Raw genomic sequence first — 23,143 nt, forward strand, 5'->3', positions numbered from 1 at the left:
AACCTTCGGCCCGGCACGGCAAGCTGCACCGCCACCCGGCCCGACCACTGCAAAGGCTTTAACCATGGTTACCATTGTTCGACGCAGCCACGCCTTCGCCGGGCTGCTGCTTGCGGGTTTGTTGGGATGGGCTCTGCCGTCGACGGCCGCCGAGCCGCAGGCACCACGCAGCACCGTCACCGATTTGCTCGGGCGCCAGGTCAAGGTGCACCTGCCGGTCCGGCGGGTGATTCTCGGGGAAGGCCGTCAGTTGTACCTGGTTGCCGCGCTGGATACGCAAAACCCCATCGAGCGAATCGTCGGCTGGCGCAAGGACCTGATCCAGTCCGACCCGGACACCTATGGCGCTTACCTGCGTAAATTTCCCGCCATCGCCAAAATCCCCACCTTTGGCGGCTTTGAAGACGGCACCTTCGATATCGAGCAGGCCATCTCCCAGCGCCCGGACGTGATCATCCTCAATATCGAGGCCCAGCACGCGACCGAGGACGCCCGCTATATCGAAAAGCTCGATGCCCTGGGGATTCCAGTGGTGTACGTCGACTTTCGCAACCACCCGATGCAGAACACCGAACCGACCATGCGCCTGTTCGGCCAGTTGTTCGGCAAAGAGGCGCGTGCCGAAGCGTTTATCGACTTTCGCAACCAGCAGATCCGCCGCGTCACCGACGTGATCAACGCGCAACACCCTTCGCGCCCCAGCGTGTTCATCGAGCGTATCGGTGGCTACACCGACGATTGCTGCCTGAGTTTCGGCAATGAAAACTTCGGTCTGTTCGTCGATATGGCGGGGGGCAATAACATCGCCAGAGGCGTTATTCCCACCACCTTTGGCCAGCTGAATCCCGAGCAAGTGATCGTCGCCAACCCGGAACAGGTGGTGGTCACCAGTGCCAACTGGGAAGCCTTTGCCCCCGGTGGCCACTGGGTCGGGGTGGGGCCCGGTGCCGACATGGCCCAAGCCCGGCGCAAACTGGCCTGGTATACCCAACGCCCGGCCTATGCCGGGATCAAGGCGCAGGATGACCAGGCGTTCCATGCCATCTGGCACCAGTTCTACAACAGCCCTTATCAGTTCGTGGCCATCCAGCAGTTGGCCAAGTGGTTTCATCCGACATTGTTTACCGACCTGGACCCTGAAGCCTCGTTTCGCGAATTGCACGAGCGATTCCTGCCGGTGCCCTATGAGCCGGGTTACTTCGTAAGCCTCAAGCCATGAGTGCCGTGATCCAACGCGACACCTACCGGGCCCTGGTGCTGCGCAAACGCCTGATCCTCAGTGGCCTGCTCTTGCTGCTGTTGTGCAGTGTGCTGCTTGACCTGGCCCTCGGGCCGGCGCGCTACAGCTTCAATGAAGTACTCGGTGCACTGTTTGCGCCGGACAGTGCGCCGGCACAGGTTCGCGTGGTGATGTGGGACATCCGCCTGCCGATCGCCCTGATGGCCGTTGCCGTGGGTGCAGCGTTGTCACTGGCCGGCGCGCAGATGCAGACCATCCTCAATAACCCGCTGGCCAGCCCCTTCACCTTGGGCATTTCCGCCGCCGCCAGTTTTGGTGCAGCCATGGGGCTGGCGTTTGGTGTGGCGCTGTTTCCGTTGGCGGCGCAGTACATGGTGCCGGTCAACGCGTTCATCATGGCCATGCTGTCGGCGTTGCTGATTCACTTCCTGAGCATGCGTCGCGGGGTCACCGCGGAAACCATCGTGCTATTGGGTATTGCCCTGGTCTTCACGTTTAACGCGTTATTGGCCCTGGTGCAGTTTTTCGCCACCGAGCAAGCCGTGGCGGCCGTGGTGTTCTGGACCATGGGCAGCCTGACCAAAGCCACCTGGCCCAAACTCGGGGTGATCTGCCTGGTGATCGTGATCACCCTGCCGATCTTTGCCAAGCGCGCCTGGGCCCTGACCGCACTGCGACTGGGGGACGACAAGGCCGCCAGCTTCGGGATCAACGTACGCAGCCTGCGCTTTCAGACGCTGATCATGGTCAGCCTGCTCGCCTCGTTCCCCGTGGCCTTTGTGGGCACCATCGGCTTTATCGGGCTGGTCGGCCCGCATATTGCGCGGATGTTGATCGGCGAGGACCAACGCTTCTTCCTTCCGGCCTCGCTGCTGACCGGCGCACTGATTCTGTCCGCCAGTTCAGTGGTGAGCAAAACCCTGATCCCCGGCGCCATCTTCCCGATCGGGGTGGTCACTTCACTGATCGGCGTGCCGTTCTTCATATCACTGATCCTCAGCGGGAAGAAAAACACATGGTGAAGATTCAGCTGCAAGACCTGGGTGCCCGCTATGGCCAGCGCACGATCATCCGTGGCGTTACCACCGCCGCGTTCACCGGCGGCCAGGTGGTCGCGGTGGTGGGGCCCAATGCGGCGGGCAAGTCCACCTTGTTCAAACGCATGGCCGGGCTGATCGACGGGCCTGGACAGGTGATCCTGCAGGACTCGAAAAAGGGCCGGCAGGGCATCTGCTACATGCCCCAGGGCTTGAATGCCAGTGCGCGGTTGACGGTCTACGAATCGGTACTCCTGGCCCGCAAGCAACTGTCGCCGCAATGGACCGTCCACGATGACGAGTTGAACCTGGTCGACGAAATGCTCGAGGCCCTTGGCATCAGCGACTTGTCCTTTCGCAACCTCGGCGAACTCAGCGGCGGCCAGCAGCAACTGGTGTCCATCGCCCAGACCTTGGTGCGCGAACCGGAAGTCCTGCTGATGGACGAACCCACCAGCGCCCTCGACATGCATCGCCAGGTGCAAGTGTTGAACTTCATGGGCGCACTGGCCCGCCAACAGCAGGTCATCGTGTTTATTGCCCTGCATGACCTGAACCAGGCGTTGCGCTTTGCCGACCAGGTATTGGTGATTGCCGACGGCACCGCCCAAGGCAGCGGCGCGAGTCATGAGGTGATCACCGAACGCATGCTGCGCGAGGTGTACCAGGTTGAGGCGCGGATCGAGCAGTGCAGTCGGGGACAACGGCATATTTTGATCGACGGCATAACTTGACCGCGTACCCAGCACGAGCCATAGATTGATGCGAGAACATGCCGATAGCCGAAACCCGCGTCGTCAGCTTGGCTTGTTTCGTCCTCGCAGTGACTCCAGGCTTAACCCTCATTGACCGCGCGTTCGCATTGCACCTTCACAGGTCAGGCAACGACACGCTCTGAAGCGCCGTCAGCCCAAGCAACAGGTACCCTGGCTACTGCCGACGGCGCCAGGTCACTCACGCTATCAAGTCGACCAATTTGCTCCGCAGAGAGCTGCAGTGTCAGCGCTCCAAGGTTATCGGTAAGTTGGCCAAGTGAGCGCGGGCCGATAATGGGAACCGCACCATGCGTGCCTGCCCAAGCAATGGCAACCTGGCCCGGGCTGACGCCGTGTTCACCCGCTATAGCGACTACCGCGTCCAGCGTCTGCGTGCGCTGTGCCGAGTTCTCCGGCTGGAACACACGCCCTGCGAACCCTTCAGCACGCCCCTTTTCACCTTGCCGGTACTTTCCGGTCAACATACCGCCCCCCAGGGGCGACCACGTCACGATGCCGAGACCGAGCGCATGCGATGCCTTGAACAAATCGGCCTCAGGCTCGCGATGCACCAAGCTATGTTCGAATTGTGCAGCCGCAATCGGAACGGCATGGGACAGTTCGGCCAACGTGACCGCACGGGCGAGGCGCCAGGCGGGGAAGTTCGACAGGCCCGCGTACAGGATCTTGCCGGCACGCGCCAGGTCCTCGAAGCCTCGGACGATTTCCTCAAGGGGCGTGGTGCCATCCGGGTGATGCGCCCAGTAAATATCAATCCGATCGGTTTTGAGCCGTTTCAGGCTTGCCTCCACGGAAGCCACCATGGCCTTACGGCTGTTGCCGGTGACCAGTCGGTTCGCATTCTGCACTGCGCCACTGCTGAACTTGGTGGCGAGCACAAAATCCTCACGCCGCCCTTCCAGCAATGTACCGAGCAGTTCTTCGGATTGCCCGAATTGGTAGACGTCAGCCGAATCGATGAAGTTGCCGCCAGCTTCGGCATAAGCGTTGAACACAGCTTTGCTGGCGTCGGGATCGGCGCCATAACCCCAGCCTGTGCCGAAGTTGCCCGTGCCGAGCGCCACCTGTGAAACCTGCAAACCGGTCTTTCCAAATGATGTGTACTTCATGCTGTGCTCCGTCAATTGAATCGGCCCTGTTGTCGGGATCGACTGGGCGCATGACCGCCTCGATAGCGTTCCCCTGCGCTTTAGTGACTTTCATCTTCAAGATCTGTGTAGATAGGCCAGCAGTGAAGCCTATAGCCTTCATTGATGTCAATCGCAATCAAAGATCTTGACGACGAAGATTATGATCGACATCATTGAGGTGCTTGCCTCACAAGGGTGCTGGAAATTTGCGCGCCCATCTGACCGCGCCCACCTGCTTTCGTCGAGGCGGGCTTGGCCTTCGAGTTTGCCGCCATGGTCCAGGAAAACCTCGCTGGGACGCGCAAGGACAAGGGCATCGTCACCTTCAACTACCCTCAGGTGGGTCGCAGGCGAACCCAAGGTTTTCCAGCTGGGTCAACTGATTTAGCACAACGCACGTGGTCACCTGACCAGGAGAAGACGATGACATTCAAGGCACTGCTCGCCAGCAAGACCGGTGACACCCTTTCAACCCGCTTGGTTGACTTTGAGGACGAGGATTTGATGCCGGGCGACGTCACCGTCGCGGTCGAATACTCAACGGTGAACTACAAGGACGCGATGGCGCTCAGTGGCCGGTCACCGATCATCCGCAAGTTTCCGCTGATTCCGGGGATCGACTTTGCCGGGGTCGTAGAGTCGTCGACCTATCCCGGCATTGTGGCCGGCGACCGTGTGCTGGCCAACGGCTGGGGACTCAGCCAGACTCACCACGGCGGCTTCGCCCAAAGGGCACGGGTGAGCGGTGATTGGCTGGTCAAGGTTCCCGCAGCGTTTTCGGCCCGGGATGCCATGGCCATCGGCACAGCGGGGTACACCGCAATGCTGTCCGTGCTGGCACTGGAACATGGCGGTCTGACGCCTGCGCGCGGCGACATCCTGGTGACCGGCGCCAATGGCGGCTCTGGATCGGTGGCGATTGCCCTGCTGTCCAAACTGGGCTATCGCGTGATCGCGTCGACCGGGCGGCTTGAAGAAGCCGATTACCTGCGCGCGCTCGGCGCGAACGAAATCATCGACCGCCACACCCTGTCCGCACCGGGCGCACCGATTTCCGAAGAGCGCTGGGCGGGCGCCATTGACTCGGTCGGCAGCCATACGTTGGCTAACGTGCTGGCGCATACCCGGTATCGTGGCGTGGTCGCGGCCTTCGGACTTGCACAAGGCGCGGATCTGCCCGCCTCTGTGCTCCCCTTCATCCTGCGCAACATCACCCTTGCTGGCATTGATTCGGTCAATGCGCCTCAGCAGATACGGCTGCAGGCTTGGTCGCGCCTTGCCAGTGACTTGGATCTGGACAAGCTTGCCCGAACCTCAAAGGTGGTTGGCCTCGGCGATGTTCCTGACATCGCCAGCCGCGTGCTCGCAGGGAAAATTCAGGGGCGCACCATCGTTGACGTGAACGCGTGACGGGGCGGCGGGGTTTTCCAGTGCCACCACGAGTTCTTGCCCGAAGCGGTGCCTTGCTCAATGAATGAAACAATCCAATGAGGAGGCGCGCCCTGGAGCGCAGATGCTATACGCCGACCGACGATGCGCGCACGTCGCTGGGCGTGCGCCCATAGTGAGCCTTGAAGGCCCTGGCGAAATGCGCCTGGCTGGTGAACCCATGCCGATAGGCGACCTCGGCAATGTCCAGCCCGCGCCTGTCCGCCTGGCTCAGCAGACGGAACGCTCCTTGCAAGCGCTTTTCCAGAATAAAACGATGGGGTTGTGTGTCTTCCAAGGCAAATAGCCGGGCCAGGTGCCGCGTGGAAACGCCGGTTTGCAGCGCCACCCGCTCACAGCTCAATGCCGGGTCAGCCAACTGCTCGAGGATGCATTGCTTGGCGACCAACAGGTAAGACGCACTGAGTGCGTTGATCCGGCGATTGCCCATCTGGCCGGCGATGATCGTGCCGAGCAGCTCAAGGGCATCCTCTTGATAATTGTCCGCCCCTTGGCTGAGCAGCCGCTCGAAAAAACCGCCGGTGCGCTCACTCAATGTCCTTAGCAGTAAACGCTGTGTGCCGGTGTGTGCGCTGATCTTCACGGCGTGATCAAAGCGGCGCAGACAGCGGGAGGCAAACACGTCCTGGGGGATATCGAAGATAAACTTGTGCATCGAAGCGGAGAAGCCGAACAGGTAGGGCTTGTCGGTGCGATACACCATCATCTCGCCCGGTTCCAGCAGATGGCAGTTGCCGTTCTGAAAGAAAAACGACGCACTGCCCATGACCAGCGATACGAACACCGGCTCTTTGGGCACGGTGCGAATCATTGAACCATCACGCTCGATGACGTGTTGGGTACCGGCAATATGGGCAACCCGCAGCCGGTCCAGACTCAGATTGTCCTCCCGCGCGCTGAACCCGGTTTCACTGAAGGAAGAGCACTTCAGGCCGACCAGCGTCGATGCGTTGTACTGCTCCCAGAATGCCACGCGCTGATCCAGTGGAAGGTCATCGGTACTGGCACGCTGGGTATCAAGCAAGGCGGCGGTTCGGGTCATTTTTTTTCTCGTTCTTATTGACTGCTCGGCGCTACACAAGGCGGATTTCGGGGCCTGCAGCGCCCCATTAACCGCCGACCCAGGCACGCTGTCAATCGGTGGCCGATACAAAACCACGGCAACCGATGAACTGAAAATATCCGTCCGATTCAGACAACAATGACGTCAGTTTCGATCAAACCGCAGTGCCCCGTTCGACCTAGAGTGGCCCCTGTATTCCAACAATCAGAGGCCCAACATGCCCGAATTAGCCCGCAACGAATTTTGGAAAGACCTGCAGCCCATCGCGAACTGCTTCAAGCCCGACGCCAAGCCTGAGGTTTACCTGCCGAATGCCGCCAGTGATGATTTGCGGCTCTACGTGCCCTTCACCGAGACGGTTTCTTCGCGCCCGCTGTGGATCTCCCCCAGCGAAAACCGCTGGTGCGACATCTTGATGTCCAGCCATGCCGGCCTGGTCAATCGCCACTACCACCCGCACGAAGTGTTCGCCTACACCCTGTCGGGCAAGTGGGGCTACCTGGAGCACGACTGGACCGCCACCGCCGGTGATTTCGTTTATGAGACGCCCGGCGAGGGTCACACCTTGGTGGCCTATGAACACGAGGAACCCATGCGCGTGTTCTTCATCGTCAAGGGGCCGCTGATCTGGCTCGACGAGCACGGCGAATCCACCGGCTACTTCGACGTGCACTCCTACATCGCCCTGTGCCGTGAACATTACGAAAAGGTCGGACTGGGCGCTGATGCAGTGGACCGTCTATTCCGTTAAACCCCTTGCTGCGGAGAACCGTCATGGCTCACAAAAATAATAAAGCCAGTTATGAAAATGTCCTGCTCTGCGTGTTGTTCCTGACGTTTGGTTTTGTGTTTTTCGATCGTCTAGCGCTGTCGTTCCTGTTTCCGTTCATGGCGCAAGAGCTGAATCTGAGCAACAGCCATCTCGGCATGTTGTCCTCGGTGCTGGCCTTGGCCTGGGCGATTTCCGGCACGCTGGTCGGCGCGTGGTCAGATCGTCGGGGGGTGCGCAAGCCGCTGCTGATTGCGGCGGTCATCCTCTTCTCGCTGTGCTCGGCCCTCTCCGGGCTGGTCGCGGGATTCCTTAGCCTGTTGCTGTTTCGCGCCATCATGGGGTTGGCCGAGGGGCCCATCCTGCCGTTGTCTCAATCGATGATGGTGGAGGCGTCATCGCCGCATCGCCGGGGCTTGAACATGGGCCTGCTGCAAGGTTCGGCAGCGGGTTTGTTGGGCGCAGTAATCGGCCCGCCGGTATTGATTGCCCTGGCCGAGGCATACGGCTGGCGACATGCGTTCATTGTGTCGCTGCTGCCAGGACTGCTGATCGCATGGCTTATCTGGCGCTATGTGCGTCAGGATGAACCTCGTCAGGCTCCGGTGAATGACGTCAAGCTCAGCGGGCATCGCCTGGCATTGCTTAGAAGCCGCAACATCGTGCTGTGCACATTGATCAGTTGCGTGTTTCTGACCTGGTTCGTGATCCTGATCTCCTTTACCCCGACGTTTCTGGTCAGCGTCCGCGGTTACAGCGCACCGAGCATGGGCACGATCATGAGTTGCCTGGGTGCGGCATGGGTTGTGTGGGGGTTTGTGGTGCCCAGCATCTCCGACCGTATCGGCCGCCGTCCGACGCTGGTGCTGTTCTCGCTGGTTGCTGCCTGCTGCCCGATAGCCCTGCTATTTGCGCCCTCGCCGATGATACTCGGCGTGCTGATGGTGCTCACCTTTACCGGGCTTGGCTGCTTCACGCTGTTCATGTCCACCATTCCGGCTGAAACCGTCCCGCGTGAAGTCATGGCCACGGCGCTGGGCATGATCATGGGCGTTGGCGAACTGGTGGGAGGGTTCGTGGCGCCCACCGTCGCAGGGTTCGCCGCCGATCAGTTCGGGTTGTCGATTGTGATGTGGATCTCCTGCGGCGGCGCCTTGCTGGCAGCAGGGCTGTCCCTGCTGCTCAAGGAAACTGCGCCTGGCGTGCTGCAACGCCGATCAATGCAAGCCTGCACACAGCGTGCGTGATCCGAGATCACCACGCGGCTCCATTTACTCATCACAACAACAATAAAATGAGTCCAATACCATGCACCCTACCCTTCGTTTGTGCGCGTTTTTGTTGCTGGTGTATACCTACCCCCAAGCCTGGGCACTGGACCGTGAAGGTCCACTGGCCGGCCTGGGCGAGCAATTGGCCGGCTACGGCATCCAGCCCCATGTGCAATTCACGAGCCTGTCGATGAAAAACCTCGACACCGGCCCGCGCCCCTACAGCTTCGGCAACAGCGGTGACCTTTACATCGGCGCAGACGTTAACCTCGCCACGCTCAGTGGCCTGGACGGCGCAGCCCTGCATTTCGAACAAACCGTCTTTATCCTCGATAACGGTACCGGTCAGCCGACCGGGGGCGAATGGCAAGGTGCCGTCGGCAGCTATTTTGGCGGTGCGCCCTTGCACAATGACATCGCCAGCAACCAGTTGAGCGTGTTGACCTACGAGCAAAAATGGCTCGATGGTCAACTCGACCTGCACGTCGGACGGACCAATGGCCGGCGGTACTTCTACATCTATAACTGCGAAACGGGGGTCACCTGCAACGACCCTATCCTGGACGCCTCAAGCGGCATGTTGCCGCCGCCCTTCGGTGCCTGGGGCGGCTACCTGAAGTATCAAGTGAACCCGCGCTTTTACGTGCACGCGGGTGCGTTCGAATCCAACCCGGTGGACTACCTGAAAAAGCGCAAAGGCCTGGATTTCAGCACCGACGACGCGAGTGGCACCAGCTTCCTGGTGGGCCTGGGCAGCAAGCCTGGCGATGACACCACCCAGTACGAACTGAATGCGTACTTCAACTCGTCCAACCAGGTCGACCCCTTGACGGGTGCCAGCGACCACGGCACGGCCGGCGGCTTCTTCAAGTTCCGACAGACGCTATGGCAGGGCGGGCAACAAGGCGTACAGGTATTCGGCTCGCTGTCGGCGGCAGCCGACGAGAAACAACCCTTCAGCCATTTCGCCGAAGCCGGGCTGACCTACCTTGCCCCCTTTGATCGGGCGCAGGACAAGCTCAATCTCAAAGTCAGCTACCTGCAAGTCAACGCCCACCAGTTGCAGTTCCAGCAGCGCCTGCGCACGGCGGCTGGTGGCGATCCTGAATTGGGTGAACGCAATGTCTACGCCGTGGAAACCAACGGCCATTTTGCCTTGACCCGCCACCTGGCGATCGAACCGAGCATCCAGTACATCATCAACCCGGACAACTTCTACAACCCGGGCGCGACGCAATTGAGCAACAACGGCTTCGTGGTTGGCCTGCTAGTGGTGCTGGATGTGGGTTCGGTACTGGGTCTGTAAGCCCGAGCCTTGAATAAAACGTTTAACTGACTCCATGAGGTAACGATGACTATGTTCAGCAGCTCTCTGTTTGAAGGCAAGGTCGCGCTCGTCAGCGGCGGCACGTCCGGGATTGGCCAAGCGACCGCCGAGTATCTGGCCCGGCATGGCGCCAGGGTCGTGGCGATCGGCTTGGGCGCCGACGCGACAATCGTCGCCGAGGGGGTTGAGCTCGATCTGCGCGAGGTTGACGTCACCGACGATGGTGCGCTTAAAGGCGTGATCCAAAGCCTGGACCGCCTGGATATTCTGGTACCGGCTGCGGGTGGCACCCTGGGCGAAAAGGAGATGGAGTGGGAGGCCTTCAACCAGGTGTTGTCGGTTCAACTCAATGCCGTTTACCGCCTCATCAACCTGGCGCATCCGCTGCTGGCCAGGCAAGGTGGGTCGATCATCAACATCGCGTCGATGTTCTCCTACTTCGGCGGGGGCAAACTCGTGGCTTACTCGGCAGCCAAAGGGGCGGTTGTCCAGATCACGAAATCCCTGGCGGAGGCCTACGCCCCTGACAACATTCGCGTCAATGCCGTGGCGCCGGGGTGGATCACGACCCCCCTGCTGGCGAAAATCGATGATCAACCGAGGATCGACCGTTTGCTCTCTCGCACGCCCATGAAGCGCTTCGGCAGTGCCGAAGAGGTCGCCAAGGTGATTGCATTTCTGGCTTCGGATGCGGCGTCATTTGTGACCGGCGTGGTTCTGCCGGTCGACGGTGGCTACCTGACCACCGCTATCTGACCCACACAGACGCGCCTGCATCGGCAGGCGCGCTTGAGGTCTCCCGGACTATTGCTCGCTGCCTGGCGATACCGGCAAGGAAGCCGATATCCGGGCGTGGCAAACCTCAAGTATTTCATCGGCGAGCGGCGAATCATCCGGACACGCTCGCGACAACACCATCGCGCCAACGGCATGAGCCAGTACGTCGATCATCTTCGCTCTCGTCTCGCCCGGCGCAGCGTCTTCGACGGTCGGAGACTTTTGCACCAACGCTTGCAGCATGCGGTCTATGCCTTCGGCGAATGCACGCTTCAGCTCATCCGACTGACGCGCGGCGTCTCCACACAGGGCCGCCATGGTGCAGCCCTCGCCACGCCGGTCACGGTGATCCCTCGACACGTAGATATCGATGAACGTCTGAATATCAAGCGCCTCGGTGCCGGCGAGCGACCGGGAAAGACTGCTGGCTGCAGCCTCGGCCATCAGATCGGCCTTTGAGCCGAAATGTTTGTAGAAACCTCCGTGGGTGAACCCGGCGGCCCCCATGAGATCCACCAAACCTACGCCGTCAAACCCCCGCTCACGAAACAACACGGAGGCCGTCTCGACGATGTGCTCGCGATTTGCCTGCGCCTGCGCTTTGGTCACTTTCACCTGCGATACCTCGAACTTGCACAAAAAACCTACGCCCATAGTACATAGATGTTGATTGCAATCAAAATAATTGACAGCTTTGATTATGATCACCATCATAAAGGCAAGCCAAATCCCTCTTCCGCCACAGCCACAGAAGACACCTCACATGACCGATCAAAATCTGTTTACTGCCTATACCCTTGGCTCACTGACCCTCGCCAACCGCATCGTGCTCGCCCCCCTGACGCGCAATCGCGCCGGCACTGGACTGGTGCCCAGCGAGTTCGCCCCCACTTACTACAGCCAGCGCGCTTCGGCCGGACTGCTGATCACCGAGGCCACCCAGATTTCGGCGCAGGCCCAGGGTTACCAAGACACACCCGGTCTTTACACCCAGGCGCAGATCGACGGCTGGCGCCGGGTTACCGAAGCGGTGCATGCCAAGGGCGGCAAGATTTTTGTGCAGCTGTGGCACGTTGGCCGGGTTTCCCATGTGGACCTGCAACCGGGCGGTGCCGCCCCAGTAGCGCCGTCGGCCATCCGTGCCCAGACCAAGACCTTCGTCAATAACGGCTTTGCCGACGTGTCCGAGCCACGCGCACTCGAACTCGACGAACTGCCAGGCATCGTCAACGATTTCCGCCAAGCGGCAGCAAACGCCATTGCGGCCGGCTTCGACGGCGTGGAACTCCACGGTGCAAACGGCTATTTACTCGATCAATTCATCAAGGACGGCGCCAACCAGCGTACCGATGCCTACGGCGGTTCGATCGAAAATCGTGCGCGCCTGTTGCTGGAAGTGACCGCTGCAGTGGTCGCCGAGATTGGCGCGGACCGCACGGGCATTCGCCTGTCGCCGGTCTCGCCCGCCAATGGTGTGTCGAGCAGTGAGCCGCAGGCTCAGTTCGATTACATCGTCGACCAACTCAATGCGCTCGACATCGTTTACCTGCACGTCGTCGAAGGCGCGACCGGTGGGCCACGCGACGTGGCGCCGTTTGATTTCGACGCCTTGCGCCAGCGCTTCAAGAACACCTACATCGCCAACAATGGCTACGACCAAAACCTGGCCAACTCGCGGCTTGCGCAGGACAAGGCTGACCTCATCGCCTTTGGCCGCCCGTTTATCGGCAACCCGGATCTGGTGGAGCGGCTCAAGGCCGGTGCGCCGCTGTCCGCCTTCGACCCCACCACCCTCTACGGCGGCGGTGCGACGGGCTACATCGACTACCCGACACTGGCCGAATCAAGCGCTGCCACCAACTAGGCGGTGCCTGACCGGGCCAGGTTTTATTTGTGCATCCCTCTCACTGCGTGACCGAAGCTTGTATCCGGGAAGGTCCAGGTAACTCCGTATAAATGGCGCGCTTGGTGTCGTTACCTGTGTTCTGGCACCAAACGAGCCAGCGTCGATTACAGAACGATCACGACTGGGGGCACAAGGGGTAAGGCAGGAGCGCGCAAAAGGCTGGAAAGATGAAGTTGAATAACGATAAGTGCGACATCAATGAGTGCGTTGAATCAACCGCAGCCGCACCACCCGATACAGGACACACAGGCCCACATCAGGATCAAGCGCCACAACGTGACGAAGCGACACCTGCGCAGTCACCGACCAGCAAAGTACCTGAAGACGCGGCTCAGCCTGTAATCGTCTGGCGTAGCTTGATGTTGCAGCAGTAACACTGCGAAGTCGCATTGCTCCGTCAACACCCGTCGCAGTGCAACCAGACATCGAGCCCGGTGCGGACAACCCGCGCGGGTGCAATCTGTACCCAAACAGCCATGGTTTGCTGCATCAGATGACAACACCTTGGAGGACTTCAAAATGAGCTATAGCCATCTAACCGCCCCTACCCTGTATATCGACGTCGATGGCGAGACATTTGCCTATCGCCGCTGGGGCAATGACAAGACAGATCAGCCTCCGCTGTTCCTCCTCCAGCATTTCCGTGGCGGCATGGATCATTGGGACCCCATCATGACGGATGGGCTGGCGGCAGGGCGCGAGGTCATCCTCTACAACGGTCGCGGCATTGCCTCTTCTTCCGGAGAGCCGCGTAACCGAATTGAGCTGATGGCCGACGACGCTGCCGCAGTGATCCGCGCACTCGGTCTATCAACAGTCGATGTGCTGGGTTTCTCGCTTGGCGGTTTTATCGCCCAGGACCTGACACGACGCCATCCCGACCTCGTGCGCAAACTGATGCTGCTGGGTACCGGGCCTCGTGGCGGTAATCCGGACTCAGACCCTGGCGTGCTGGAGGCCGCACCACGGCCCATTCCCACAGTGGACGATTTTCTGTTTCTGTTTTTCGGTCGCTCCGAGGCGGCGCGGCAGGCAGGGCTCGCGTTCTGGGAGCGCCGTCATCAGCGTGTCGACCAGGATCCACCCAGCTCTGTGCAGGTGATGCAGGCACAGATCGAAGCCCACATGCACTTTATGCCCAAGCTGGACCCAAATGATCCCTTCAAGCATCTGCGCGCTATCAAACAGCCAACGTTCATCCTGAACGGCATGAATGACGTCATGATTCCAACAGTCAACTCCTGGTACATGGCCCAGAACATCCCGAACGCCCAGTTATTCCTGTACCCGGATGCGGGCCACGGCGCCCAATTCCAATGCCCTGAGCGCTTTCTGAAACACGCCATCGCGTTCCTCAGCGAATGACAACTTACGGAGCCAGCACATCATGCTGAAGTTTAAATTTTTGTTGTGGGCGCTGACCAAGCTGTTTCAGCGGGCCATCAAGAAAAACCCCGGCTGCGCAAAATTTGTTAAAGGCAAGTCGTTGTTCTTTCAGATTCGAACAGAGGATGGCGTGGGTCGCTACTTCACCGTTGCGAACGGAAAGATAAAATCCGCCGCAGGTTTAACGCAAAAGCCGGCATTCACGCTGTCGTTTAGAAACACAGAAAGAGGCTTCGCCATTCTGTCGGCTAAAGACAGCAAGGATGAATTCCTGACGGGGTTGCATACAGGCGATCTGAAAATCAGCGGTGATTTTGTCGAGGTGATGTGGTTCCAGGGATTAACAGAATACTTGCAGCCGGCTAAAGACCCCGCGCAGGTCTTTTCACGACGCCTTGCATCGTGCGGCTGCCGATCATCACGATTCGGGCGCCGGGGTGCAGCCTGGCGTGCAGGGTGTTGACCAAATGGCTCGCCGCCGCCACGTGAACCTGCCACATGGCTTGGCCATCCTGCGGCTGCAACTGCCCCAACGGGGCGGTACGCATGAAACCTGCCGCGTGGACGATGGCATCCACCGTTTCGATGGGCTGCAAGGCTTGATCCAAGGCCTGCAAGTCACTCAGATCGCATTCAGTCCAGTGAAAGCGCGGATGGTCGATACCGGCAGCGCGGCGACTCAGCCCCTGCACACGCCAGCCTTCTGCCAGCAGGCGTTGCGCGCTGGCCATTCCAGGCCCAGTCGCCAGCGAACGTATTCGCCAGCGCCTGGGCAGGCCATCGGTTTACAGCGCCGGGGGTTTAGGGAATACGCCGCGGGCGTGTTCGTAGGCCTGGGCAACGCGCAGTGCGAGGGCGTCCTGGAAGCGCGGAGCAACGATCATCATGGCGACCGGCAAGCCGTCCGCAAGCCCCGCCGGGATCGATGTCGCGGGGTGCCCCGTGAGGTCAAACGGCGCGGTATTGGCAAGCATGTCCAGTGCACTGTGCACGTACTCCTCCACGGGTGCGTCCGCGGCGGTCAACGGCGTGGCTACGAAGGGCATGGTGGGCATCACCAACACGTCAAAATCCTTGAATGCCTCGTCGTACTGGCGCGTCAGCTCCGGTACCAGCATCCGCGCCTTGGCGTAGTAGGCGCCATGCAGGTTTTTCAGGCTGTAGTGACCGGTCAACGCAACCGCTCGCACGCTACTGGACAACGCATCGGCGTGTTCGCGGCGTTTTTCGCCGAAGTAACTCATGATGTCCGGGTCGTAATAACCGTCGACGTTCATGCCGTAACCATTGCCCTGCAACATCTGATACGCCGCGCCGTCAGTGGCAATCACGTTCCACAGATCCAACGCCACGCCCGTGTGCCACGGCGCGCTTGCTTCGCCGACGCTGGCGCCCAGGCTTTCAAGCTGGGCAACCGCCGCCTTGACCAGGGCATCCACCTGCGGCTCGGACATTCCCGGGATCGCAAAACCTTCTCGCAGCAAGCCGATTTTCAAGCCGGCCACGCCCTGCTCCAGCGTCGCGAGGCAGTTGACCGCTGGCGGATTTTTCTGCCGGGAATCAAGCCCATCGGCCCCCGCAATGACATCGAGCATCGCTGCCACATCGCGTACGTTATTGGCCATCGGGCCCACATGGTCGATGGTCCGCTCAATCGGAAAAGCGCCGGTGTAAGGCACCAGGCCGTAAGTCGGCTTGTGCCCGACGATGCCGCTCCAGGCCGACGGCATCCGGATCGAACCGCCCTGATCGCCGCCGATGGCCATGTCGACTTGGCCAAGCGCCACCAGCACCGCACTGCCGCTGGACGAACCGCCTGCGTTGCGCGTCAGGTCCCAGGGGTTTTTAACCGGGCCGCTGGCGGAGGTAAAACTTGCCCCGGAAAAACACAAGTCTTCACACACCGACTTGCCCACCACCGTGGCCCCGGCCGCCAGCAAGCGTTTGACCACAGTGGCGTCTTCGGACGGGATATAACCGTCCAGGCTCAATGAGCCGTTAGCCATGGGCACGCCAGCCACCGACACATTGTCCTTGATGACCACCGTCTTGCCGGCCAACGGGCCTTGCGCCGCGCCGACGATTCGGGTTTTCACGTACCAGGCGCCGTGCAGGTTGTCTGCCTCGGCGGCTTTGTTGTATTCGCGTTCAGGCGGTTGCTGCGCGACGTTGGCAGCGTAGAGCGCATCGATGGCTTCGTAGGAATTCAACGTTTCATCGGCCAGGTTGAGGAAGGCCTCCATCTGGCTATCTGTCAGGTGATAACCGTGGTCTTCGGCGGCAATCAGAAAGTCGGCTTTGCTGGGGCGTTTTACGGACATGGTGTTCTCCAAATGACGTTAAGAACCACCCGATCTCGGGCGATCATTGACGCGCGCCACCCGTGCCCACTGCACAGGTTACGGCTCGCTCCGGAGGACTCCATTGTCCACGCCGGTCGCCACGCGGTGATCCATACCTGCCAAGGGAGGCGTATGGCAAACGTCCACGCAGAAGAGGATCAAGCCCTCACAAGCTTGATGCTCAAAGGCTGTTCAGGAACAGGCTTGTCGGAACAACTCATGGGCCTTGACCAGCGCTTCGGCGATTTTTTCCACCGGTTCGCGTTTGGCCATGGCTTGATCTCGCAAGGCGTTGTAGGCATCGGTCTCCGACATGCCCTTGGTTTCGATAAGGATTATTTTCGCCTGCTGCACGGTGCGCATGACCGCCATGCGCCCTTCCAGGCGCTTGACGTGCCGTTCCCGTTCGCGGGCCTTGCGTGACTGACTCAGGGTGATCGCCAAAGCGGTCAGCAAACCGAACGACTTCACGGGCGAAGGGATGACAGCGCAAGCGTTCAGTTGCACCAATGCCTCGACGATGATCGGGTTCTCATAGGCAATCACCGGAATGATCGGCGGCGTGCTGGCGTGCAGCAGCCATGGCGTGTTGGTCGACAGGCTTTCCGGCGACACCGCCAATACGATCACGTCCGCGTCGGCGCTCAAGCGCTCCGGAATCGGCCATTGCACACGCACCTGACAACCGATGCGCTGCAACTGCTCGATCAGGTTGCGTCCATCCTCGTCATCCGGGTGGATCACCAATACGCTGACATCGCGCAGGTCCTTGATGCCTGTCGCGCTGTCGTTGCGCAGGCGTTTCTTGGCGGCGCGCAAGGTCATGGACGTCTCCCCACCGAGCCGGACCATTCATTGAAATTGGGTGCAATGGCATAAGGGTCAGGCTTGAGTGCACTCTGGCTTTCGTAAAGGATGTCGAATTGGCCCTCGACGTTGGCCCGGCCAATCCGCGAAAACAGGTACGTGTGGTGATTGTTGGCATCGACCCGAATGCGTCCTTGTGGCGCTTCGAATTCCAGCCCGCGCATGGCCTGCAGCACATCCTCCACTTGCGTGCTGCCAGCTCGAATGATCGCCTTGGCCAGCAAGTGCACCTGAAAGTACGCCGCCTCCCAGCAACGGTCAGTGACCTGGTGTTGACCAAACAACTCGCGGTATTGGGCGATGCATTGGCGGTTGGTCGGCGTGTCCACCGACTGAAAATACGTAGCCGCCGAGATATGCCCAGGGCCCAGGTGAACCCCCATTTGCTGGATGTCGGTTTCGCTGGTCGTCAGGCTGGCAATCGGCATCACCGAGGGGTCAAAGCCTGCGTCGGCGTAGGCCTGGTACAAATGCCCCATGGTTTCGCCGACGACCGTCGAGAAAATAAACGAGGGCTTGAGCTCCCTGGCCTTGACCATCAGTTTGGCAAAATCTTCCGGACGTGCGTTTTTCAGCGGCAGGTAATACTCGCCCAGCTTGGTACCGCCACGCTCGTACAACAGGTCGCTCATCAAGCGATTGGTTTCGTACGGGTAGACGTACTCGGAACCGATCATCAACACGCGATTGCCGAAGTTGTCGAGCATGTAATTGCCCAGGGGCAAGGCATTGTGATTCGGTGTGGCGCCGGTGTAGATAATGTTGCGCGAATACTCGAAACCTTCGTAATACACCGGGTACAGCAACAGGGCGTCGTAGCGCTCGACAATCGGCAGTGCCGCCTTGCGTGCAGCCGAGGTGTAGCAACCAAAGAAAAACCGCAGGTGTTCTTCGCGGATCAGCGATTCGATATGCATGGCGTACAGCGCAGGCGTTGAATCGGGGTTGCGGGTGATCAACTGCAGCGGGCGACCACCGACCCCGCCTGCCGCATTGATCTGCGCAATTGCAAACTGCGCGCCGCGCATCGTCGAGCCCTCGGCAGCCGCCGTGACACCGGTATCGGAAAACAGACCGCCTATGCGGATCGACTGGTCAACCATGCCTATCAACCTTGTTCAACGTGAGAAAAGACACCCGCTCGTGGATTGGGGGTCTGGAGGCCTGTGCAAATAATGATTGAGCGAGACGCCGTATAACAAAATGGCTGCTCTCAGGCGGGTTGTGCCTGGGGCTGGCGCGACAACACTGTCAGGGCCAGTCATGCGAGGGGCCTTCCACACCTGCCGAGAATGGGCGTGTGACAAGGGACCCTGCGAGGGTGTTGCCTGTCGCTCATGCAGATAGTGGGCCACACGCAATGGGCGAGCTGCACCCGCGGCGCCGGCCGGTTTCAATCCTTGCCGTGGAGCCCATCCATGCCGCCCACACGCTCACGGTATTGGTGCATTCAGGGTGCATCCGCGCCAAAGCAGCGCAGGCCAGTGACACGCGACAATAGATGCAGGCGTCACTCGCACGCCCCTTCGACTGCCCGGAAAACGCCCTGGTCGCAATTGGCACTGCCCTTGCTATAACTCTCCAGAGACATCGCGCCAGCTGTTTGCCCTACGCCCCCTTGGCAAGTAGGGAAGCACCTCGCGTACGACTGGATCGGACACAGCTGTCCCGCCAGATTCGGCACAAGAAGCCTGATTTCCCGACTATTGATTTAGCCGGGATGTCGGGCTTTTTTTATTCCTGGAGAGAAGTGAATGCACAACGACAAACGCCGTTTGATCAAGCATGCCCTGTTGCTGGGCGCCTTCAGCCTGTTGCCGTTTTCCCTGGTCAGCCAGGTGCAGGCAGCCGAGACCGTGAAGGTCGGCATCATCCACTCGCTGACCGGCACCATGGCCATCAGTGAGGCCTCGGTGGTGGACGCGGAAAAACTCGCCATCGACGAAATCAACGCCAGCGGTGGCGTGCTCGGCAAGACCATCGAACCGATCGTCGAGGACGGTGCCAGCGATTGGCCGACCTTCGCCGAGAAGGCGCGCAAGCTGTTGGAAAACGATCACGTTGTCGCTACGTTCGGCGCCTTCACCTCGGCGTCGCGTAAAGCGGTGTTGCCAGTGTTCGAACGCAACAAGGCGTTGCTGTATTACCCGACGTTCTATGAAGGCCTGGAAAAATCCCCGGCCATCATCTACACCGGCGCCGAAGCGTCGCAGCAAACCCTGGCAGCCGTCAGCTGGTTGATGGCCAACAAAGGCAAGACCGTCTACCTCGTGGGCTCGGACTACATCTGGCCGCGCACCACCAACAAGCTGGCACGGGCGTCGGTGACCAAGCAGGGCGGATCCATCGTCGGTGAGGATTACCTGCCCCTGGGCAACATCGAGTTCTCCTCGGTGATCAACAAAATCAAGGCCGCCAAGCCCGACATCGTACTGTCCACCATCGTCGGTGGCTCAAACGTGGCGTTCTACAAACAGCTCAAGGCCGCCGGCATCGACAGCAGCAACCAGACGCTGATGGCGCTGGCCGTCACCGAAGAAGAAGTCACCGGCATCGGCGCCGAAAACCTCACCGGCTTTCTCACCTGCATGAGCTACTTCCAGAGCCTGAAAAACCCGGTCAACGAGAAATTCGTCGCCGCCTTCAAGGCCCGCTATGGCGACAAACGCGTAGTCGGCGACCCGATGGCGGCCGCGTACACCGCCGTGTACCTGTGGAAGAAAGCCGTGGAAAAAGCCGGCAGTTTCGACGTCCCGGCCGTGATCGCCGCGTCCTCGGAGCTGACCCTCGACGCGCCTGAAGGCGAGGTCAAGGTCCACAAGGACAACCACCACCTGTGGAAGCGTGCGCGCATCGGCGCCCTCAACGCCCAGGGCCAGGTTGACGTGATCTACGAGTCCGCGCCCATCGAGCCTAACCCTTTCCCGAAACTGTGATGCAGGGTCGGGCGCGATCTGACTCGCGCCCTCTCCCGCCCACGCGGTCCGCCAACGTGCAGCGACAGGTAGCGACGCAATGACTTTCGATATTTTGGTGATGCAGGTCTTCAGCGGGTTTTCGCTGTTCTCGGTGTTGGTGCTGATGGCCCTGGGGCTGACCATCGTGTTCGGCCTGATGGGCGTAATCAACATGGCCCACGGCGAGTTGATGGCGATGGGGTCGTACATGACCTACGTCACGTCCGTGGTGTTTGCGCGCTACTTTCCCGACTACATGGGCTGGTATTTCGTGATCGGCATCGGCGTGGCCTTCGTCGTGACCTTCGCGTTCGGTTTCCTGCTCGAACGCTGCTTTATTCGCTTCATGTACAACCGCCCGCTCGACACGCTTCTGGCGACCTGGGGCCTGTCGCTGGTGCTGCAGCAGGTGTTCCGCCAGGTCTTCGGGCCCAAGGAAGTCAGCGTGCCCACGGTGCAATGGCTGCAAGGCGCGTGGAAGATCAGCGAAGGCCTGGAACTGCCGCTCAATCGGATTTTCATCATCGGCCTGACACTGGTGATCGCCGGCGCCGTGTTTCTGTTTTTGTACCGCAGCCGCTGGGGGCTGCGCATTCGCGCGGTGACCCAGAACCGCGCCATGGCGGGGGCAGCCGGCATTAACACCGCCCGTGTCGATGCGGTCACGTTTGCCCTGGGCTGCGGGCTGGCAGGGATCGCCGGCAGCTCGTTCACCATGCTGGCCTCGACCGGCCCGGTCAGCGGCCAGCAGTACCTGGTCGACACCTTCATCGTCGTGGTGTTTGGCGGGGTGGAGAGTTTGCTGGGCACCTTCCTGTCGGCCTTCGCCATCGGCCAGACGCAGATTTCGCTGGAATACCTCACCACCGGGTCCATGGCCAAAGCCATCACGCTGCTGGTGGTGATCGTGCTGCTGTTCTTCCGCCCCAACGGCTTGTTCGCCGCGAAAGTGAGACGCTGAGATGAACGATATGACTGAGACGCCCCTCACCCGCCCCAGCACCTCGACGCCGACCACGCGCCGGCTGCGCACCGGGTTGCTGCCGTTGCTCGAGCGCCACAGCCTGGTCTGGCTGTCGCTGCTGTTGCTGGTGATATTGCCCCTGAGCCTGGGCGACTTTCGCCTGGGCCTGGCCGGCAAATACCTGAGCCTGGCGTTCTGCGCCGTGGGCATGGTGATGATCTGGGGCTACGGCGGGATACTCAGCCTGGGCCAGGGCATCTTCTTTGGCCTTGGCAGCTACATGATGGCGATGTACCTGAAACTTGAAGCCACCGCCAACGACGAAGCGGCGAGCGCGCTCGCCGCCTTCTACGGCTCGGCGTTGCCGGACTTCATGATCTGGAACAGCGTCGACGCGCTGCCCTGGTGGTGGAAGCCTTTCGAGTCGGCGACATTCACCTTTGCGGCGATCCTCGTCCTCCCGGCATTGCTCGCGTTTGTGTTCAGCTACGCGTATTTCAAGAAGCGCGTGGGCGGCGTGTACTTCTCGATCATCACCCTGTCGTTGGCGGCGATCATGTCGATCATGATCATCGGCCAGCAAGGCTACACCGGCGGCGTCAACGGCCTGACCGACTTCAAGACCGCCTTTGGCCTGAGCCTGCAAACGCCTCAAACGCCCTGGATTCTGTACCTGATCACCACCCTGTTACTGCTGGGCTGCGTGGCGTTGTGCGGGTTCATCCTGCGCAGCCGGCTGGGCAAAGTGGTGGTGGCGATCCGTGACCGTGAGGACCGCGTACGGTTTTCCGGCTACAACACGGCGCTGTTCAAAGCGTTCATCTTTGCCGTCGCAGCACTGATCTCGGCGCTCGGCGGGGTGATGTTCACCCTGCAGGTCGGCCTCGCGTCGCCGTCGCTGGTGGGCATCATTCCTTCGACCGAAATCGTGATTTACGCAGCCCTTGGCGGGCGTCTGTCGCTGGTCGGTGCGGTGTACGGCACGCTGTTGATCGGCGTGGCCAAAACCTACCTGTCGGAAAACTTCGTCAACTTCTGGCAGTACTTCATCGGTTTCCTGTTCATGGGCGTGGTGCTGTTCTTGCCGACCGGGCTGGCCGGTTTGCTGCAACGCCTTGGCCACAACAAACAGGAGGTGCAGTCATGAGTGGCCTGTTGCTGAGTGTCGAAGACCTCACGGTGTCGTTCGACGGTTTCAAGGCAGTGGACAGCCTTAATTTCTATGTCGAAGAAAATCAGGTGCACGTGGTGATCGGGCCTAACGGCGCGGGCAAGACCACCCTGCTTGACATGATCTGCGGCAAAACCCGCCCGAGTGCCGGCAGCATTCGTTTCAAGGACCTGCAACTGGCCAACATGATCGAATACCAGATCACCCGCGCGGGCGTTGGGCGCAAGTTCCAGAACCCTTCGGTGTATGAAGACCTCACCGTGCGCGAGAACCTCGACATCTCATCGCCCGGCAAACGCGGCATTTTCAACTGCCTGTTCGCCCGCAAGGACCCGGCCCTGCAAGCAGAGATCGAGCAGACCGCCGAGATGATTTTCCTGCAGGACCAGCTGGGGCGCAAAGCCGGGCTGTTGTCCCACGGGCAAAAGCAGTGGCTGGAGATCGGCATGCTGCTGATGCAGCGCCCGGAACTGTTACTGCTGGACGAGCCGGTGGCCGGCATGAGTGCAGGCGAGCGGGAAAAGACCGCAGGCCTGCTCAAGCGCATCGCCAAGGGCCGCGCCATGGTGATCATCGAGCACGACATGGAGTTCGTGAAGTCAGTGGCTGACAAAGTCACCGTCCTGCACCAGGGCAAAACCCTGGCCTACGGCTCGATGGATCAGGTGCAAAACGATCCTCGCGTCATCGACGTCTACCTGGGGCACTGAG

22 protein-coding genes are annotated in these 23,143 nt (G+C 60.4%); 15 read left to right on the top strand and 7 right to left on the bottom strand.

The genetic code is table 11. The features are described 5' to 3' along the window. Positions 1–64 precede the first annotated feature (64 nt). The 3 genes from Q8X51_RS19750 to Q8X51_RS19760 are packed head-to-tail and all read left to right on the top strand — an operon-like array spanning position 65 to position 3,011. Entirely contained in the window at positions 65–1,219 is a 1,155-nt protein-coding gene (locus tag Q8X51_RS19750; RefSeq protein ID WP_065926093.1) for an ABC transporter substrate-binding protein, read from the top strand. After that, positions 1,216–2,262 (top strand): FecCD family ABC transporter permease, encoded by a 1,047-nt coding sequence (locus tag Q8X51_RS19755; RefSeq protein WP_137212773.1) that lies wholly within the window; start codon positions 1,216–1,218, stop codon positions 2,260–2,262. Before Q8X51_RS19750 ends, Q8X51_RS19755 begins: the two co-directional genes overlap by 4 nt. Continuing rightward, on the top strand, positions 2,256–3,011 hold the full coding sequence (locus Q8X51_RS19760) for an ABC transporter ATP-binding protein (RefSeq protein ID WP_065926091.1): 756 nt from the start codon (positions 2,256–2,258) through the stop codon (positions 3,009–3,011). Before Q8X51_RS19755 ends, Q8X51_RS19760 begins: the two co-directional genes overlap by 7 nt. 143 nt (positions 3,012–3,154) lie before the next feature. Here Q8X51_RS19760 and Q8X51_RS19765 read toward each other — a convergent pair whose 3' ends face one another. Then, positions 3,155–4,162, bottom strand: a complete 1,008-nt coding sequence (locus Q8X51_RS19765) for an aldo/keto reductase (protein ID WP_407694612.1) — start codon at positions 4,160–4,162, stop codon at positions 3,155–3,157. Positions 4,163–4,606: 444 nt separating this feature from the next. Here Q8X51_RS19765 and acuI point away from each other — a divergent pair, with 444 nt between their 5' ends. Next, a complete protein-coding gene (acuI, locus tag Q8X51_RS19770; protein ID WP_065926088.1) occupies positions 4,607–5,593 on the top strand; it encodes an acrylyl-CoA reductase (NADPH) in 987 nt (328 codons plus the stop codon). 106 nt (positions 5,594–5,699) lie between these two features. Here the strand turns inward: acuI and Q8X51_RS19775 are convergent, their stop codons facing one another. Beyond that, positions 5,700–6,674, bottom strand: coding sequence for a helix-turn-helix domain-containing protein (locus Q8X51_RS19775; protein ID WP_407694613.1), 975 nt, complete (start codon positions 6,672–6,674; stop codon positions 5,700–5,702). Positions 6,675–6,912: 238 nt separating this feature from the next. Between Q8X51_RS19775 and Q8X51_RS19780 the strand changes: the two genes are divergently transcribed. From Q8X51_RS19780 to Q8X51_RS19795, 4 genes are all read left to right on the top strand, one after another. After that, positions 6,913–7,446, top strand: coding sequence for a 2,4'-dihydroxyacetophenone dioxygenase family protein (locus Q8X51_RS19780; protein ID WP_108538433.1), 534 nt, complete (start codon positions 6,913–6,915; stop codon positions 7,444–7,446). Positions 7,447–7,469: 23 nt separating this feature from the next. Continuing rightward, positions 7,470–8,711: an MFS transporter gene (locus tag Q8X51_RS19785; protein ID WP_330215221.1), complete on the top strand. Its 1,242-nt coding sequence runs from the start codon at positions 7,470–7,472 to the stop codon at positions 8,709–8,711. 61 nt (positions 8,712–8,772) lie between these two features. Then, positions 8,773–10,041 carry a carbohydrate porin gene (locus Q8X51_RS19790; RefSeq protein ID WP_407694615.1) on the top strand — a complete coding sequence of 423 codons (1,269 nt, stop codon included), beginning with the start codon at positions 8,773–8,775 and terminating at the stop codon, positions 10,039–10,041. Between the two features lie 45 nt (positions 10,042–10,086). Beyond that, positions 10,087–10,818, top strand: coding sequence for an SDR family NAD(P)-dependent oxidoreductase (locus Q8X51_RS19795; protein WP_330215219.1), 732 nt, complete (start codon positions 10,087–10,089; stop codon positions 10,816–10,818). A 48-nt stretch (positions 10,819–10,866) separates the two neighbouring features. Here the strand turns inward: Q8X51_RS19795 and Q8X51_RS19800 are convergent, their stop codons facing one another. After that, positions 10,867–11,454 carry a TetR/AcrR family transcriptional regulator gene (locus tag Q8X51_RS19800; RefSeq protein WP_065926140.1) on the bottom strand — a complete coding sequence of 196 codons (588 nt, stop codon included), beginning with the start codon at positions 11,452–11,454 and terminating at the stop codon, positions 10,867–10,869. Positions 11,455–11,602: 148 nt separating this feature from the next. Here Q8X51_RS19800 and Q8X51_RS19805 point away from each other — a divergent pair, with 148 nt between their 5' ends. From Q8X51_RS19805 to Q8X51_RS19815, 3 genes are all read left to right on the top strand, one after another. Then, on the top strand, positions 11,603–12,703 hold the full coding sequence (locus tag Q8X51_RS19805) for an alkene reductase (RefSeq protein WP_407694616.1): 1,101 nt from the start codon (positions 11,603–11,605) through the stop codon (positions 12,701–12,703). A 561-nt stretch (positions 12,704–13,264) separates the two neighbouring features. Then, positions 13,265–14,110, top strand: a complete 846-nt coding sequence (locus Q8X51_RS19810) for an alpha/beta fold hydrolase (protein ID WP_407694617.1) — start codon at positions 13,265–13,267, stop codon at positions 14,108–14,110. A 22-nt stretch (positions 14,111–14,132) separates the two neighbouring features. Continuing rightward, positions 14,133–14,594, top strand: a complete 462-nt coding sequence (locus Q8X51_RS19815) for a helicase (RefSeq protein ID WP_407694618.1) — start codon at positions 14,133–14,135, stop codon at positions 14,592–14,594. Here Q8X51_RS19815 and Q8X51_RS19820 read toward each other — a convergent pair. From Q8X51_RS19820 to Q8X51_RS19835, 4 genes are all read right to left on the bottom strand, one after another. Continuing rightward, positions 14,494–14,862 carry an NAD-dependent epimerase/dehydratase family protein gene (locus Q8X51_RS19820; RefSeq protein ID WP_065926085.1) on the bottom strand — a complete coding sequence of 123 codons (369 nt, stop codon included), beginning with the start codon at positions 14,860–14,862 and terminating at the stop codon, positions 14,494–14,496. The two genes, Q8X51_RS19815 and Q8X51_RS19820, sit on opposite strands and share 101 nt — an antisense overlap. 54 nt (positions 14,863–14,916) lie before the next feature. Next, the gene (locus Q8X51_RS19825; RefSeq protein ID WP_323146689.1) at positions 14,917–16,452 is read right to left on the bottom strand and encodes an amidase; all 1,536 of its coding nucleotides are present in this window, start codon (positions 16,450–16,452) and stop codon (positions 14,917–14,919) included. A gap of 213 nt (positions 16,453–16,665) precedes the next feature. After that, complete coding sequence (locus tag Q8X51_RS19830) at positions 16,666–17,298, bottom strand: ANTAR domain-containing response regulator (protein WP_407694619.1); 633 nt, start codon at positions 17,296–17,298, stop codon at positions 16,666–16,668. After that, a complete protein-coding gene (locus tag Q8X51_RS19835) occupies positions 17,295–18,443 on the bottom strand; it encodes a transporter substrate-binding domain-containing protein (RefSeq protein ID WP_407694620.1) in 1,149 nt (382 codons plus the stop codon). The genes Q8X51_RS19830 and Q8X51_RS19835 overlap by 4 nt, the downstream gene beginning before the upstream one ends. Positions 18,444–19,094: 651 nt before the next feature. Between Q8X51_RS19835 and urtA the strand changes: the two genes are divergently transcribed. From urtA to urtD, 4 genes are all read left to right on the top strand, one after another. Further along, complete coding sequence (gene urtA, locus Q8X51_RS19840; protein ID WP_137212777.1) at positions 19,095–20,276, top strand: urea ABC transporter substrate-binding protein; 1,182 nt, start codon at positions 19,095–19,097, stop codon at positions 20,274–20,276. Between the two features lie 79 nt (positions 20,277–20,355). Continuing rightward, positions 20,356–21,258: an urea ABC transporter permease subunit UrtB gene (urtB, locus tag Q8X51_RS19845; RefSeq protein ID WP_027603389.1), complete on the top strand. Its 903-nt coding sequence runs from the start codon at positions 20,356–20,358 to the stop codon at positions 21,256–21,258. Between the two features lies 1 nt (position 21,259). Next, a complete protein-coding gene (urtC, locus tag Q8X51_RS19850) occupies positions 21,260–22,408 on the top strand; it encodes an urea ABC transporter permease subunit UrtC (protein WP_027603388.1) in 1,149 nt (382 codons plus the stop codon). Continuing rightward, positions 22,405–23,142, top strand: coding sequence for an urea ABC transporter ATP-binding protein UrtD (gene urtD, locus Q8X51_RS19855; protein WP_027603387.1), 738 nt, complete (start codon positions 22,405–22,407; stop codon positions 23,140–23,142). Before urtC ends, urtD begins: the two co-directional genes overlap by 4 nt. The last annotated feature ends 1 nt before the right edge of the window (position 23,143 follow it).

The organism is Pseudomonas sp. Yb2C2 (assembly GCF_052112325.1).
Classification (GTDB): Bacteria; Pseudomonadota; Gammaproteobacteria; order Pseudomonadales; family Pseudomonadaceae; genus Aquipseudomonas; species Aquipseudomonas marginalis.

Excerpts from the sequence above, each read along its gene's own strand:
- Q8X51_RS19830 (WP_407694619.1), bottom strand. The coding sequence starts at position 17,298 with ATGACCTTGCGCGCCGCCAAGAAACGCCTGCGCAACGACAGCGCGACA.
- acuI (WP_065926088.1), top strand. The coding sequence starts at position 4,607 with ATGACATTCAAGGCACTGCTCGCCAGCAAGACCGGTGACACCCTTTCA.
- Q8X51_RS19775 (WP_407694613.1), bottom strand. The coding sequence starts at position 6,674 with ATGACCCGAACCGCCGCCTTGCTTGATACCCAGCGTGCCAGTACCGAT.
- Q8X51_RS19805 (WP_407694616.1), top strand. The coding sequence starts at position 11,603 with ATGACCGATCAAAATCTGTTTACTGCCTATACCCTTGGCTCACTGACC.
- urtD (WP_027603387.1), top strand. The coding sequence starts at position 22,405 with ATGAGTGGCCTGTTGCTGAGTGTCGAAGACCTCACGGTGTCGTTCGAC.
- Q8X51_RS19750 (WP_065926093.1), top strand. The coding sequence starts at position 65 with ATGGTTACCATTGTTCGACGCAGCCACGCCTTCGCCGGGCTGCTGCTT.
- Q8X51_RS19780 (WP_108538433.1), top strand. The coding sequence starts at position 6,913 with ATGCCCGAATTAGCCCGCAACGAATTTTGGAAAGACCTGCAGCCCATC.
- Q8X51_RS19825 (WP_323146689.1), bottom strand. The coding sequence starts at position 16,452 with ATGTCCGTAAAACGCCCCAGCAAAGCCGACTTTCTGATTGCCGCCGAA.
- Q8X51_RS19760 (WP_065926091.1), top strand. The coding sequence starts at position 2,256 with ATGGTGAAGATTCAGCTGCAAGACCTGGGTGCCCGCTATGGCCAGCGC.
- Q8X51_RS19815 (WP_407694618.1), top strand. The coding sequence starts at position 14,133 with ATGCTGAAGTTTAAATTTTTGTTGTGGGCGCTGACCAAGCTGTTTCAG.
- Q8X51_RS19835 (WP_407694620.1), bottom strand. The coding sequence starts at position 18,443 with ATGGTTGACCAGTCGATCCGCATAGGCGGTCTGTTTTCCGATACCGGT.
- urtA (WP_137212777.1), top strand. The coding sequence starts at position 19,095 with ATGCACAACGACAAACGCCGTTTGATCAAGCATGCCCTGTTGCTGGGC.
- Q8X51_RS19790 (WP_407694615.1), top strand. The coding sequence starts at position 8,773 with ATGCACCCTACCCTTCGTTTGTGCGCGTTTTTGTTGCTGGTGTATACC.
- Q8X51_RS19810 (WP_407694617.1), top strand. The coding sequence starts at position 13,265 with ATGAGCTATAGCCATCTAACCGCCCCTACCCTGTATATCGACGTCGAT.
- Q8X51_RS19765 (WP_407694612.1), bottom strand. The coding sequence starts at position 4,162 with ATGAAGTACACATCATTTGGAAAGACCGGTTTGCAGGTTTCACAGGTG.
- Q8X51_RS19795 (WP_330215219.1), top strand. The coding sequence starts at position 10,087 with ATGACTATGTTCAGCAGCTCTCTGTTTGAAGGCAAGGTCGCGCTCGTC.
- Q8X51_RS19785 (WP_330215221.1), top strand. The coding sequence starts at position 7,470 with ATGGCTCACAAAAATAATAAAGCCAGTTATGAAAATGTCCTGCTCTGC.
- Q8X51_RS19820 (WP_065926085.1), bottom strand. The coding sequence starts at position 14,862 with ATGGCCAGCGCGCAACGCCTGCTGGCAGAAGGCTGGCGTGTGCAGGGG.
- Q8X51_RS19755 (WP_137212773.1), top strand. The coding sequence starts at position 1,216 with ATGAGTGCCGTGATCCAACGCGACACCTACCGGGCCCTGGTGCTGCGC.
- urtC (WP_027603388.1), top strand. The coding sequence starts at position 21,260 with ATGAACGATATGACTGAGACGCCCCTCACCCGCCCCAGCACCTCGACG.
- urtB (WP_027603389.1), top strand. The coding sequence starts at position 20,356 with ATGACTTTCGATATTTTGGTGATGCAGGTCTTCAGCGGGTTTTCGCTG.